Source organism: Woronichinia naegeliana WA131 (genome assembly GCA_025370055.1).
GTDB lineage: Bacteria > Cyanobacteriota > Cyanobacteriia > Cyanobacteriales > Microcystaceae > Woronichinia > Woronichinia naegeliana.
This window is the reverse complement of the sequence record CP073041.1, coordinates 2,847,398-2,861,501: the sequence shown is the minus strand read 5'-3', so window position 1 is coordinate 2,861,501 and position 14,104 is coordinate 2,847,398. Positions and strand designations below refer to the sequence as shown.

General features: G+C 40.3%; 9 protein-coding genes and 6 pseudogenes. 4 read left to right on the top strand and 11 right to left on the bottom strand.

What is annotated here, in order from left to right:
• Window positions 1-249 precede the first annotated feature (249 nt).
• Window positions 250-1,077 carry a transposase gene (locus tag KA717_14600; GenBank protein ID UXE63697.1) on the top strand — a complete coding sequence of 276 codons (828 nt, stop codon included), beginning with the start codon at window positions 250-252 and terminating at the stop codon, window positions 1,075-1,077.
• Here the strand turns inward: KA717_14600 and KA717_14595 are convergent.
• The 4 pseudogenes from KA717_14595 to KA717_14580 form a co-directional block, all read right to left on the bottom strand.
• A pseudogene (locus tag KA717_14595) lies at window positions 1,074-1,875 on the bottom strand (IS4 family transposase). The gene KA717_14600 and the pseudogene KA717_14595 sit on opposite strands and share 4 nt — an antisense overlap.
• A 226-nt stretch (window positions 1,876-2,101) precedes the next feature.
• Window positions 2,102-3,438 (bottom strand): annotated as a pseudogene (locus KA717_14590) (IS5 family transposase).
• A gap of 164 nt (window positions 3,439-3,602) precedes the next feature.
• Window positions 3,603-4,931: pseudogene (locus KA717_14585) on the bottom strand (IS4 family transposase).
• A 113-nt stretch (window positions 4,932-5,044) separates the two neighbouring features.
• Window positions 5,045-5,296, bottom strand: a pseudogene (locus tag KA717_14580) (IS4 family transposase).
• Between the two features lie 345 nt (window positions 5,297-5,641).
• Between KA717_14580 and KA717_14575 the strand changes: the two are divergent.
• Window positions 5,642-6,267: pseudogene (locus KA717_14575) on the top strand (transposase).
• Here the strand turns inward: KA717_14575 and KA717_14570 are convergent.
• From KA717_14570 to KA717_14555, 4 genes are all read right to left on the bottom strand, one after another.
• The gene (locus KA717_14570) at window positions 6,240-7,154 is read right to left on the bottom strand and encodes an ISKra4 family transposase (protein UXE63696.1); all 915 of its coding nucleotides are present in this window, start codon (window positions 7,152-7,154) and stop codon (window positions 6,240-6,242) included. The pseudogene KA717_14575 and the gene KA717_14570 overlap by 28 nt on opposite strands.
• On the bottom strand, window positions 7,120-7,380 hold the full coding sequence (locus tag KA717_14565; GenBank protein ID UXE63695.1) for a hypothetical protein: 261 nt from the start codon (window positions 7,378-7,380) through the stop codon (window positions 7,120-7,122). Before KA717_14565 ends, KA717_14570 begins: the two co-directional genes overlap by 35 nt.
• Before the next feature lie 34 nt (window positions 7,381-7,414).
• A protein-coding gene (locus tag KA717_14560) for an IS630 family transposase (protein ID UXE63694.1) occupies window positions 7,415-8,547 on the bottom strand; the annotation gives its coding sequence in 2 pieces (ribosomal slippage) (window positions 7,415-8,127 and window positions 8,127-8,547; 1,134 coding nt in all).
• Window positions 8,548-8,556: 9 nt separating this feature from the next.
• The gene (locus KA717_14555) at window positions 8,557-8,775 is read right to left on the bottom strand and encodes a hypothetical protein (GenBank protein UXE63693.1); all 219 of its coding nucleotides are present in this window, start codon (window positions 8,773-8,775) and stop codon (window positions 8,557-8,559) included.
• Window positions 8,776-9,200: 425 nt separating this feature from the next.
• Here KA717_14555 and KA717_14550 point away from each other — a divergent pair.
• Window positions 9,201-10,537 (top strand): annotated as a pseudogene (locus tag KA717_14550) (IS5 family transposase).
• Window positions 10,538-10,985: 448 nt separating this feature from the next.
• Here KA717_14550 and KA717_14545 read toward each other — a convergent pair.
• Both KA717_14545 and KA717_14540 read right to left on the bottom strand, forming a co-directional pair.
• Entirely contained in the window at window positions 10,986-11,690 is a 705-nt protein-coding gene (locus tag KA717_14545) for a HEAT repeat domain-containing protein (protein ID UXE63692.1), read from the bottom strand.
• A 66-nt stretch (window positions 11,691-11,756) separates the two neighbouring features.
• Window positions 11,757-12,368 (bottom strand): CBS domain-containing protein, encoded by a 612-nt coding sequence (locus KA717_14540; GenBank protein UXE63691.1) that lies wholly within the window; start codon window positions 12,366-12,368, stop codon window positions 11,757-11,759.
• A gap of 334 nt (window positions 12,369-12,702) precedes the next feature.
• On the opposite strand from KA717_14540, the gene KA717_14535 reads away from it, so the two are divergent.
• A complete protein-coding gene (locus KA717_14535) occupies window positions 12,703-13,557 on the top strand; it encodes a universal stress protein (GenBank protein ID UXE64667.1) in 855 nt (284 codons plus the stop codon).
• Between the two features lie 128 nt (window positions 13,558-13,685).
• Here KA717_14535 and KA717_14530 read toward each other — a convergent pair whose 3' ends face one another.
• Window positions 13,686-13,793 (bottom strand): photosystem II reaction center protein M, encoded by a 108-nt coding sequence (locus tag KA717_14530; GenBank protein ID UXE63690.1) that lies wholly within the window; start codon window positions 13,791-13,793, stop codon window positions 13,686-13,688.
• Window positions 13,794-14,104 lie beyond the last annotated feature (311 nt).

Genomic DNA, 14,104 nt, shown 5'->3' with positions numbered 1-14,104 from the left:
CAGGCACAATGAAGATATGACACGCTCTCGATCACCTCAAACCCTTGCTGTCAGGGGCTTTGGTCGTATCCAGACAAACTTTTGTCAGTCAATCAGCCTTTCTATGAAAGGCTTACAGCTATTTAGGGCTTGCCGCAAAAAGCTGAAACTCTTACGGAGAAAAGATAGTAGCCGAATTAAGAACAGCTAGAATGCAGGAAAATGTGTTAAAATGTCTCAAAACCCTTGCATTAAGAAGAGGCAAAACGGATGTACCGAAAGCGGCAGTGCTCAATTGAAACACCAGAAAACTTCAAAAATCTGTTCGACGGGCAGTTAGACGCAGAAAATCGTTGGGTAAAAATGTCAAAAATGATTCCCTGGGAAGAATATGAGGGAGACTATTCTAAAAACTTCACAGAAGAAAAAGGCGCACCAGCGAAATCATTTAGAATGGCATTGGGGGCATTAATAATCAAAGAAATTTTAGGAATAAGTGATAGAGAAACAGTGGAACAAATCAAAGAAAATCCTTATTTACAGTATTTTATCGGTATGGAGAGCTATAGTAGCAAGGCGGCATTTCATGCGTCAATGATGGTTCATTTTCATGAAAAAATAGGAATGGAATTAATAAATAAAATTAATAAAGAAATAGTAAAAAATGTGGAGGGTATAGTGTTAAAAAAGAAAGAAAATGAAGGAAAATTATTGTTAGATGGGCCTTGTACACCAGCCGATATAAAATATCCAACGGATATAGAAATATTGAGTGAGGCAAGAGAAGAAACGGAAAAAATAATAGATAAGCTGTATGAAGAAATAAAAGAGAAAAGGAAGGAAAAGCCGCGGACTTATAGAGAAGTGGCAAGAAAAAATTACTTAGCCATAGTGAAAGAACGTAGTGTGTCAAAGAAAGAAAGAAGAAAAGGAATAAAAAAACAACTACAATATATAAAAAGAAACTTGTCTCATATAGAAAAAATGATAGAAGAGGGAGCAAAGTTAGAAAAACTAACAAAAAAGGAGCAAGAACAGCTTGTAACTATAGGAAAAGTGTATGAGCAACAGTTAGAAATGTATAAAAAAAAGACCTAAGTACAGGACAAAAAATGTAGGGAGTCGAGAAAAAGAGAAAAATTGGGTAGAGAAGGATTAAGAACAAGATGACGAAGATGGTCAAAACCAAGACGAAAAAGACTCTGCGCTAGGCGACCATGTTTCTTGAGGGGAATGGGATGAAGATGATGAATTGCTAGACCAGTTTTGAGAGACCAAGCCAAAGCTAAAGTCAGTAAAGCCAAAAGCTTACGAAGACGCTTGGGGTCAGTAAAGTGAGTAGATTCCAAGCAAAAGCCACGAGTCTTAAAGATGCCAAAAAGGGTTTCAATGCCCCAACGCAGGGCATAATCGTGAATAAGACCTTGGGAATCGGGATGTCCAATGACGATGAGTAGAGAATTATCAGGCAAGCGAAGAGCCTCTACAGAAACAGGATATCCCCAAACCCGACAACTCCCTTGAAGACGTTGAGATTCACTCTTTTGCAAGATGGGCAAAAATGACTTTGGCGGCCAAAAGCTTGCCATTGTGCTCAATCTTGTCCGTAGCCCGAATTCTCAGACAGAAAGCCAGTAGCGGTTCGAGCAGAAGATAGCGAAGCCAAGCCTGACCAATAAACTCACGGTCGCCACATAAACAACGAATCAGGGCGGTGGGAAAAATCTTGAGCATCTCCTCGATAAAACGCATTCGTTCATCACTGTTAGAATTGCCCTTTTTCTTGCTAAGCATCCACCACAAGATGGGAATGGCTACTCCTTCATGGACAATGCCGACAGTGAGGATATTATAACCATGACTGCCAAACTCCCAGGTTGTGCGGTCAATACTTAGGGCTTGCTGAAAAAGTCAAAAAACGAAAGAAATGTGGGTTAGGGAAGTATGGACTGAAAAAGCATAGATAACTTATCCTTATGGAAACAAATCAAAATACAGATTTTGTTTAATCTATTGTTCCTTTCTGTCTAAAAAGGTCAACACAAATCACTCCTCACAAAAGAGAGGAAAATTAACACCATTTTTCACAAGAAAAACGACTCTACAACTTTTTACTTTTTGTCTTCTGAAGTAGAGTAGAAAGATTCATTACCAAAAAGTTCATCGCAATTACCGTTTCCGAGGTCTCAGGTAGTTTGGCCATCACTCGACCAAGACTAAATTTCCTCTTTCCCTGTCCGAATTTACCCTCAATGGCATTACGCACTCTTTCATCTGAGCGTGCCTCTTTCTTTTTTTCTTTGCTCACCTCTTTCGGCGGTCTTCCCAATCGGGGACCACTCATTCTTATATCCCTTTCTTTACAATAAGCTCGATTCGCTTTTGTTCGATAGATTTTATCCACATGAACCGATTCCGGATAACATCCTGTTTCCCTTTTATATTCTTCTATTCGCGCTTGTAAATCTCCCGATTCGTTGTAATTATCCCAACTTAATTTGTCTAAGAAGACAAAGCCATTCACATTACTTGCCGATATTTTAGCTCCAAACTCTACTGCTTTTCCCGCTTTTCCACGCACTATTGGACGCACGTGAGGTTGGCTTACACTCACAATTCTGTTTTCTACTTTATTTGTCTTTTTTTCATACATTTCTAACTGTTGCTCATACACTTTTCCTATCGTTACAAGCTCTTCTTGCTCTTTTTTCGTTAGTTTTTCTAACTTTGCTCCCTCTTCTATCATTTTTTCTATATCAGACAAGTTTCTTTTTATATATCCTAGTTGTTTTTTTGTTCCTTTTCTTCTTTCTTTTTTTGACACACGACGTTTTTTTGCTATGGCTAAGTACTCTTTTCTTGCCACTTCCCTATAAGTCCTCGGCTTTTCTTTCCTTTTCTCTTTTATTTCTTCATACAGCTTATCTATTATTTTTTCTGTTTTTTCTCTGGCATCATTCAATATTCCTATATCCGTTGGATATTTTATATCTGCTGGTGTACAAGTCGCATCTAACAATAACTTTCCTTCATTTTCTTTTTTTTCTGACGCTACACCCGTCGCTTTTTTTCTATTTCTTTATTAATTTTATTTATTAATTCCATTCCTATTTTTTTACGAAAATGAACCATCATTGACGCATTAAATGCTTCTTTGCTACTATAGCTTTCCATTCCTATAAAGTACTGTAAATAAGGGTTCTCTTTTATTTGTTCTACTGTTTCTCTGTCACTTTTTCCTGAAATTTCTTTGATAATTAATGCTCCTAATGCCATTCTAAATGATTTGGCTGGGGCTCCTTTTTTTTCTGTGAAGTTTTTTGCATATTCTTCCTCATATTCTTCCCAAAGAATCATTTTTGACATTTCTATCCAACGATTTTCTTCGTCTAACTGCCCGCCGAACAGATTTTTCAAGTTTTCTGGTGTTTCAATTGAGTACTGTTGCTTTCGGTACATCTGCTTTCTCTCTTCTTAATGCAATGGTTTTGAGGCATTCTACCCTATTTTCGTGCATTCTAGCGGTTCTTAATTCGCCTACTATTTTTCTCCGTAAAGGTTTCAGCTTTTTTCAGCAAGCCCTACTTAATACCCAAGGTTGAGGGATATCCAGCCCATCCGTGTCAACTTAAAGGAATGGGTTCCCAAATTTGTTGATTGAGAGCGGCCTTTTCTCGATGTCGCTTTCTCTCAGCTTTGACCAAACCAAATAACTTAGCACGTTCAGCCAGATAGGTTACTGTATCAGGCTTTTCTCCTCTAGCAATAGCCTTCGCTACATAGTATAGACTCCGAAACACCATCTCTACTGAGATTTTTTCTTTCGGTTGATTTAGAGCAATCGCCACTTCCCCTACCAATTGATTTAAGACCGTATAGAAAATCAAAGTGCAAATAATCTGGATTTGGACACCATTCTTATTCCCTACCCATAAATAGGCTAGTCCTAAAAGTCTTTTCGTTAATAAAAAGGCTTCTTCGATTGTCCATCGTCTTCGATATAAATCACAGACCTCTTCGGCGGACAGTTGTTCGGGAGACAACACATTTGTTAAATACTGATACCAGATTGTTCCCCATAATACTGAGACTAATCTCACCGGATGCTTGCAAGGATTAGAACGGTAATTTCCCATAATGATAATCTCATCTCTGTAATGACTACCTTGAGACAATACTTGTTTGGTTTTGTAAGATGTACCCGCTCTAAATCTGGTTAGAAAAAACTTTTTAGCTTCTGTTAACAAATCAAACCACACAAAGCTAAAAAATCCCATATCTACGAGAATTAAACCATTTTCTGGTAATTTAGCTGCCAATTCTTCACACCATATTTTATCATTTGATTTATCATTTTCTGTGTACCATAAAGTAACGGGTCTTTGGGTAAAGGCTTCCACTACCATCATTATTTTACCCCCCAATTTACTCTTTTCTTCTTTTTTACTTATTTTCATATTTTTCCTTATCTGCTCTAGCGTTTAGCCATCTGCTATCCACACTGCACTAAACTTTTCTCTTATTTTTTCCCATTTTTCTCCTACTTGGAGCTTCTTCCCTTTTTCGGCTGCTTTTTCTAACACTTCTTTTAGTAATATTGCAAATATTTCGGCTGGCACATTCATCATTCTTTTTGATACTGCCTGTTTGCTTACTTTTAATGATGCTACCCATAGCAATCCCTCTTCCTCTAACAGTCTTACCGCTTCACTTATACCCGCTATTTGACGATACACTATACTTAACACTAATGCCACCATTACTGGTAAATTTAATACCCTATCTCTCATCATTTTCTCATGAGTTCCCTGTAAATATTTTAATGGTGTAAACATTGTGGGTTCTAGTAATTCAAACAACTCTTTTGTTATTTCAGGGATTTCTACCCCTGGCTGATTTGTCTTACGACGTAAGTCTGGGTTTCCTTTTCTCCGAGGATGTTGTCTTGCCATTTGTTTTTTGCTCACTTTTTTATATACTAACCTTTTTTTCAGCCGACTCTTACTTCCGCCTGCTTTTAGGCTAATCTTTTGTGAGTAGGCATTTTGGCTTAAGTTGACACCAATGTATCCAGCCAACTGACTACAATACGGGCAATGTGATGGTAATCCAGCTCAAATCCTGAGAAAAAGCGTTGTAAGCGTTTGTAATGAGAATCCACCAATGCCCGACCTTCAAAACCCAGAGCCAATTCTTTAAGGTTAACCGTTTTCACTTTGAGGAGGGCGAGTAAGAACAAGGCTAGGAAGGAGAGTCTGGCACCATGCCATCCCAAATGGGGTTTTAGGGCTTGTTTCAATGCGTTATATTGGTTCATGGGTTTTCTTACATTACGTTCATCTTCCATGAAACCCCTTTCTCGTATACTTTTCAAGCCTTTTGTCCTGTACTTAGAGAAGAGGGAGCAAAGTTAGAAAAACTAACAAAAAAGGAGCAAGAACAGCTTGTAACTAGGGCTTGCTGAATAAGTATAGAACCTTTGCCGGATAATGCTTTCAAGCATTTTAAAAACGATCAGGTGCAAGGTTATGGCCTTTGGAGGCTCAAAGCCCATGCACGTCGTTGGAAAACTGGGGGTTGAAATTGGAAACAACTCTCTGAAGTCACCATTTTTCGCGTCCTGTGGCATCTAGGTTCGTTTTGTGGACTTTTTCAGCAGACCCTAACTATAGGAAAAGTGTATGAGCAACAGTTAGAAATGTATAAAAAAAAGACAGATAAAGTGGAAAACAGAATCGTGAGTGTAACCTAAACTCACGTCCGTTCAATAGTGCGTGGAAAAGCCGGAAAAGCAGTAGAGTTTGGAGCTAAAATATCGGCAAGCAATGTGAATGGCTTTGTTTTCTTAGACAAATTAAGTTGGGATAATTACAACGAATCGGGAGATTTACAAGCGCGAATAGAAGAATATAAAAGGGAAACAGGATGTTATCCGGAATCGGTTCATGTGGACAAAATATATCGAACAAGAGCGAATCGAGCTTATTGTAAAGAAAGGGGTATAAGAATGAGTGGTTCCCCATTGGGAAGACCGCCGAAAGAGGTGAGCAAAGAAAAAAGCAAGAGGCACGCTCAGATGAAAGAGTGCGTCATGCCATTGAGGGTAAATTCGGACAGGGAAAGCGAAGATTTAGTCTGGGTCGAGTGATGGCTAAACTTCCTGAGACCTCGGAAACGGTAATTGCGATGAACTTTTTGGTAATGAATCTTTCTACTCTACTTCAGAGGGTGCGACCTTTAGTTGATAAAAGCTGTTGTAATCAGGGTTCTACAGGGAACCCATATTGATCAAGTTTTGCCCAAAATTGACTCCATCGTTCCTTGGTCAATACCAAAGCTCGTAGGCTCAAAATAATTCCTGCTCCTTTTTCCTTCCATCGCATCCCTGAACAACATAATCGTTGTTTGACCAACGTCTTACAAGCTGCTTCCGTAACACCTGAACCAATCGGATACTTTTTCTCTAAGTATTCAGCATAATCCATTTGATGCTGATGATTCTCGTAATAAGTAATCGCCGCTTGTAGTTTCTCGGTAAGATTCTTAGAATGACTTTTTTCTTCTTTGACTTCTTTCATCAGATTTAGCAGTTCTCCTGCTTTTCCTTTTTCATGCTTGAGTTCTCGACAATTTTCAGTCAACCATTCTTTTTGTTTTGACACGGTATTCGGATGCAACGCTTCTGCCAAGGCACCTAAGTAACCAGAGGCATGATAGAAATCTAATATCTGTTCTTCCGTTTGCTTTTCTAAAAACTTCCAATTTGATTCTGCCCCGTCTGCTATCCCGACCAATGTTGCCTCTGGATAACGGTTTTTCGCTCGCTCAATTTCTCTTTCTAATCTTTCTAGAAAACTCTTTTTTCCATACTCTGGTGCCGCACCTAGATAGATTGTAGGTTGACGTTCGCCTTCACTATCGTATAGGGAAACGGTTCCCACCATTGCTTCACGGTAGCCATCCTCACACATCAGCATACAGGTTCCATCTAATCCTATTCCCACTGTTGCAATTTGGCTATCCTCCTTGGGCGGGGCATAACTCCACGCTTCTTCTTTTGCCTGTACCACACTTCCTACTGCTTCACTCAATCTTTGGATATAGGATAGCGCTACTTTTCTACCATGATTTTCTAATAAATCATTTTTCACCTCTTTGCCTGCCATCCCTGACATTTTTGAGGATACCTGTTTTGCCAATAATGGCGTTGATGTTATGATTATCCTTGCTTCTCTTTCTAAGGGGCAATACGTTTTTCCTCAAAGGTGAACGCTGATATACATGACGATTCACTATAACCTCACCATAAGGTGTTTGATATTCTTTCGGTTGCTCTCCCTTACTCTTCCAGATTTCTTCACCGATTTTTAAGGGTGAACCATCTGTATCTAAATATTTCAAGGCTTCTTTGCTGGCGATGCAACCTACTGGTCTGTCAATTTTCTATTTGTGGATAAAGACGCTTGAGACGGATACGAGCCTCAGCCGTCGTGAATTGCCAATCTACCGACTTTTGGGAATGATTGCGCTGAGTGTACCAAGCCGTTGTTTCTTGCTCTAAAGTTTCCCGATCTGGAATTCGACGAGCTAGGCATTGCCGAGTCATTGCGGACAGCTCGTTTTCAGCAATATTAAGCCAACTGCCATGTTTTGGGGTATGGTGAATTTCCAACCGTTCGACTAGACGACGAGCCGTGGAAGGCTCAAATGCTTCATATAGTGAGGCAAGTTTGTGAGTATTTAGCTGATCACATACTAAAATGACTTTGTCGTTATCAGCATAGTCGTTATCGAGTAAATTCTTAATTTCTGTTGCCCAGTCAACCGATGTTCTACGTTCACTGACAACTGTCTTTCGCCACCCAGACAAGGGTTCTGTAAACATAAAGATATTGGCTGTTCCATTGCGTTCATATTCGTAATCATGCGCCTCTGGCTGTCCAGGTTTGGCTGGTAGAGGAAGGCGGGTTTCTTTGACCAATTGTATAGGTTGCTCATCCATGCAAATCACTGGACAATTGGGGTCATAGGGTCGGTGATAAATTTCTAGAACATCTTCCATGTTAGACACAAATTCGGCACTCTTTTCTGGTGGAATCACGTACATCTGTCGCAGATGAGGTTTTAGTTCGTTTTTTTTAACACTTGACGCACGGTTTCGTGACTAATTGCTGGCACAATTTCTAACTCGACCGCCTTGTCGGCTAGTAACCTCAATGTCCAACGGGCTTGACCAGCAGGCGGTTCTCCACAACGTAAGGCGATTAGTTTTGCTTCTACCTCTCCATCAATAATCGGTTGACGAGGCGGCGTTTTGCGGGGCTTGCGGCTTAATGCTGACTCCACACCTTCATTGACCAATCGCTCCCTGAGATTGGCGACTGTGTTACGGTGACAACTAAAGGCGGCGGCAGCTTCCTCATCCGTCCATCCTTGTCCATTCACATCAATGTTTAACAGAATATTGGCGTGCTTAATTTTGTAAGCCGCTCCTTTGCCGATGGATACCAAATCTTTTAGGGTCTGACGTTCTTCTTGACTTAATCGGACAATATAGGTCTTGAGCATGGTTACTTATTACGATATCTGTTGAGGTAATGAATAGCCTCTCCATTTTCCCTCAAATTCACAATCTTTAGCTTGACAGACCACTACTTCGTTTAAGCCTTTTTGAATATTTATTTCTGTATCCAACATTGAACGACTGAGTTCTAATGTTAGTTCTATTTTTATCTTTGAACCCTCTACATTAATTAGTTTTGCTGTCATCATTGTTTCCTCTTTGTCACTTTTCATCCCATGTTAACACTTTTCTTTTCCTTCATCAACTAAAGGTCACACCCACTTCAGAAGACAAAGAAGGAAGCAAAAAGTAAAAAGTTGTAGAGTCGTTTTTCTTCTGAAAAATGGTGTTAATTTTCTTCTCTTTTGTGAGGAGTGACTTTTGCTGACCTTTTTAGAAATAAAGGGACAATAGATTAAACAAAATCTGTATTTTGACTTCTTTCTATAAGGATAAGTTATCTGTGCTTTTTCAGTCCATACTTCCCTAACCCACATTTCCTTCGTTTTTTGACTTTTTCAGCAAGCCCTACTTAGGGCTTGCTGAAAAAAGCTGAAACCTTTACGGAGAAAAATAGTAGGCGAATTAAGAACCGCTAGAATGCACGAAAATAGGGTAGAATGCCTCAAAACCATTGCATTAAGAAGAGAGAAAGCAGATGTACCGAAAGCAACAGTACTCAATTGAAACACCAGAAAACTTGAAAAATCTGTTCGGCGGGCAGTTAGACGAAGAAAATCGTTGGATAGAAATGTCAAAAATGATTCTTTGGGAAGAATATGAGGAAGAATATGCAAAAAACTTCACAGAAAAAAAAGGAGCCCCAGCCAAATCATTTAGAATGGCATTAGGAGCATTAATTATCAAAGAAATTTCAGGAAAAAGTGACAGAGAAACAGTAGAACAAATAAAAGAGAACCCTTATTTACAGTACTTTATAGGAATGGAAAGCTATAGTAGCAAAGAAGCATTTAATGCGTCAATGATGGTTCATTTTCGTAAAAAAATAGGAATGGAATTAATAAATAAAATTAATAAAGAAATAGAAAAAAAGCGACGGGTGTAGCGTCAGAAAAAAAAGAAAATGAAGGAAAGTTATTGTTAGATGCGACTTGTACACCAGCAGATATAAAATATCCAACGGATATAGGAATATTGAATGATGCCAGAGAAAAAACAGAAAAAATAATAGATAAGCTGTATGAAGAAATAAAAGAGAAAAGGAAAGAAAAGCCGAGGACTTATAGGGAAGTGGCAAGAAAAGAGTACTTAGCCATAGCAAAAAAACGTCGTGTGTCAAAAAAAGAAAGAAGAAAAGGAACAAAAAAACAACTAGGATATATAAAAAGAAACTTGTCTGATATAGAAAAAATGATAGAAGAGGGAGCAAAGTTAGAAAAACTAACGAAAAAAGAGCAAGAAGAGCTTGTAACGATAGGAAAAGTGTATGAGCAACAGTTAGAAATGTATGAAAAAAAGACAAATAAAGTAGAAAACAGAATTGTGAGTGTAAGCCAACCTCACGTGCGTCCAATAGTGCGTGGAAAAGCGGGAAAAGCAGTAGAGTTTGGAGCTAAAATATCGGCAAGTAATGTGAATGGCTTTGTCTTCTTAGACAAATTAAGTTGGGATAATTACAACGAATCGGGAGATTTACAAGCGCGAATAGAAGAATATAAAAGGGAAACAGGATGTTATCCGGAATCGGTTCATGTGGATAAAATCTATCGAACAAAAGCGAATCGAGCTTATTGTAAAGAAAGGGATATAAGAATGAGTGGTCCCCGATTGGGAAGACCGCCGAAAGAGGTGAGCAAAGAAAAAAAGAAAGAGGCACGCTCAGATGAAAGAGTGCGTAATGCCATTGAGGGTAAATTCGGACAGGGAAAGAGGAAATTTAGTCTTGGTCGAGTGATGGCCAAACTACCTGAGACCTCGGAAACGGTAATTGCGATGAACTTTTTGGTAATGAATCTTTCTACTCTACTTCAGAAGACAAAAAGTAAAAAGTTGTAGAGTCGTTTTTCTTGTGAAAAATGGTGTTAATTTTCCTCTCTTTTGTGAGGAGTGATTTGTGTTGACCTTTTTAGACAGAAAGGAACAATAGATTAAACAAAATCTGTATTTTGATTTGTTTCCATAAGGATAAGTTATCTATGCTTTTTCAGTCCATACTTCCCTAACCCACATTTCTTTCGTTTTTTGACTTTTTCAGCAAGCCCTACTTAGAGAAAAAGTATCCGATTGGTTCAGGTGTTACGGAAGCAGCTTGTAAGACGTTGGTCAAACAAAGATTATGTTGTTCAGGGATGCGATGGAAAGAAAAAGGAGCAGGAATTATTTCTTGCTGTAAAATTTTCGTTGATTACATCTGACGCGAGCTTGAAAGCCCTATCGTACCGTTTCACAGGATAATCTATCAACGAATTATTTACAGGTAGAATTATTTGTCAGAGGGTAGCCCACCGTCGAGAAATTTATCGAGTTTTCCCGTAAGTTTCGCCTGAAGATTCTGCAATGCCCAACTGATGCGAGTCTGAACCATGGTATCTTTTTCCGTCTCTTTTAATGTCATTAGTTTTTCAGAGACATTGACCTCATACTGCAAATTGCCTAGGGCAAAAGCTTCTAAACTCGCGATCGCCGCATAACGAACCACCCATTCCGAGTCCAGGGCAACCTGATAGAGAGCCTCAAAAACCTGTTGTTGAGCCTGGGTGACTTGTCCCTTAGCCATCCACTCCCAATGAGTATTTCCCAATCCCTTGGCCGCAGACCGTCGCACACTCAGGGCAAAATCATTTTTAGCCGCGTCTAACAAAATATCCAAAGCCGCCGGATCACCAATGCCCGCAAAAACCCTAGTTGCCCAGGCCCGCGCCCCATAGTTATAGCCATCAATATTATCCAGTAGATAGGGAACCGTAACCCTTCCCAGGGCAATTAACCCATCTACTGCGGCCACCGCCGCCCCCGGATTGTTATAGCGTAAAACCGTAACCAGAGTCGGAATCGCCTCCGTTTGGCAGACCGCAGCCAAAGCCTCAACAGCCGAAACTAACTTTGTAGCCGAGTCGGCCTTTTCAACGCCCTCAATCAGCGATCGCACCATTGGCTCAATAGCCCCAATCGGAGAAGATTCCATCATGCAAAAACTAAACAATTAGCACCAAAAATGAAGGGTCATCACCACTCGTAATCTAAACTTGCGACCTTAGCTATCGTATATTCTGGCCTCGATCGCATCGGGATTTTCCTGACAATATTCTGCAAAATAATTGGTTTCCGGCTTCTTGGCCCGTTGATGGGCTGCCTCTGCTTGCAATTCCTCAACCACATCCCAGGCCGCCGCACAGGCAGGAGAGGTGGCCCCCTCTTTGGCACAGATCTGACGGGCATTGGCTAACGCTTCTTGAATTCTCTGCTCTAGGAGAACCGCTTTCGGTTGCTCGACAAAATCACCCTTATTGAGAATGTCACTAATAGAAATGATCCCTAACAGTTCTCCCTTAATCACTGGTGCACAGCGAATTTGAGACTGGGCAAACAAACGAGCTACATACTCCACTTGCAATTCAGGATTAACGACAATACAGGGTTTGGTCATAATTTCATAGACTTGAACCGTTTTGGGATCAAGACCGTAGGCAGTCACCTTATAAATTACATCCGTAGCTGTGACGATCCCAAAAGCATCTTCTTCATGGCGACGATCTACGATGAGGGCCCGTAGATTACGCTGTTTCATCAGTTGCGTCGCTTCTGCTACGGTTGCCGAGCCGCGAATGGTGACGACCTCTGAGGTCATAATATCTGCTGCTTTCATGGTTAGCGATTCAGAAAGGAAAAGTTCTCTTTTGAATTATCCGCCAAAATGCCCTTCTTGAGAGAAAAAATAAGGTTTGATCCGGCGGTAAAATTGATGATACCCAGCAGATTTTAGCTGAGTTTAGAGGAAATTTCCCTGTTTTAGCCCCCATCGCTTTTCTAAAGATCTACAGCCTAGACGGAGAAACTGTAATAAGTTGTTAAATTTGCAAGCCAAGATTAGAAGTATTCTGATAATGGGAGAAACTTTTCCAATGTCAGTGGGGAACCGACCCCGTCTCAGTCCCTTTACATAAAATTACTGATTCAAATTTCTGAGGAACTTAATGGCAATGCTCGATAAAATTTTATACGCTGGTGCAGGTACTGCCCAAACCCAGGATATGCTCAAGGCCCTAATGGATCTGCCCGCAATCCGCAAAGCGGCGATGACCGTTCTCCAGGTTGTTCCGCCTCAAATTACCACCGATGCCTTTGCAGAAAAATGGGAAGAGGGGGGCAGAATTATTAGCGATCTCCTTTCTCAGGTGGCTATTGAACCTAGCAAAGTTTCCACAATTTTACGTCAAGGTGATCCGAAAGATGTGGTCTGTGAGGTTGCAGATGAAATTAACGCCGATCTGATTATTATGGGGTCAAGAGGTCTGAAACGACTGGAGGCCATTTTAGAAAATTCCGTCAGTCAGTACGTTTTTCAACTTACCAACCATGCTATGTTGCTGGTCAAAGACGATATCTACGTCAAGCGCATCAAACGGGTTATGGTGGCTTTAGATAAATCGTCCGCAGCAGAATATGCCCTCGATTTGGCTCTTTATTTACTGAGGGATTATCCCGAAGCGGAATTGGTTTTGGCACGGGTCAACCCAGATCTCAAACCAGAACTGCTTCCCCTCTCTCGTCAGGAAATGGAAAATAACCCTGTCCTGGCTCCGGCGATCGCCAAGGCCAAGCGTTTTGGCATTAACTATCGTTGTATTGTCACTGGCGGTAAACCGGCGGAACAAATCTGTGATTTGGCTAGTGAGTATAACATTGACCTCTTAATGTTGGGGTCTCCGGATCGTCGTCCTTCGGTAGCGAAAAGTTTACCAGACCTGGATCGTCTCTTAGGAACCTCTTTGTCTGACTATATTCGTGTCAATGCTCCTTGCCCCGTTCTGCTGGCTCGCAAAGAAAACCTATAGAGAAAAATTTTAACGTCTCTCTCTAGAGACAAACAACAATCAATTTAAAGGTTTGAAAAAAAGAGATGGGGTTGATTGGCCCCATCTTTTTCATTACGAGTTGTTAAAGAAATCATCCTAAAAATGACTTAACTTTGACCCTGCTTACCTGTTTGGATATACAGAATGAGCAGAAATACAGTTGGAACTAGCACGAATAAAATACTCGCTACAAAACCCAGATTATTAACTTGCATGGCTTCCCTGCCTCTATATGTCAATTTAAGTTAACACCCTAACAGGATAGCATTACTGGGTCATTCGATGGATCGCAGGATTTCTTGTCGTTGACTAATTCTTTTGACAAGGCAAGTCAGCGATCGCGCCTTAATGATTATCCAACCCCTAGGGCGTGTCATCAATCAGCAATTCCAAATTCAGAATGTAGTCCAAGATACAAAAGTCTTGAAGTGCTTACGGTCAAGGGGTTTTGTTTCAATATGTGGAATCAGCGTAATGCTCTATTTAGGGCTTGCTGAAAAAAGCTGAAACCTTTACGGAGAAAAAT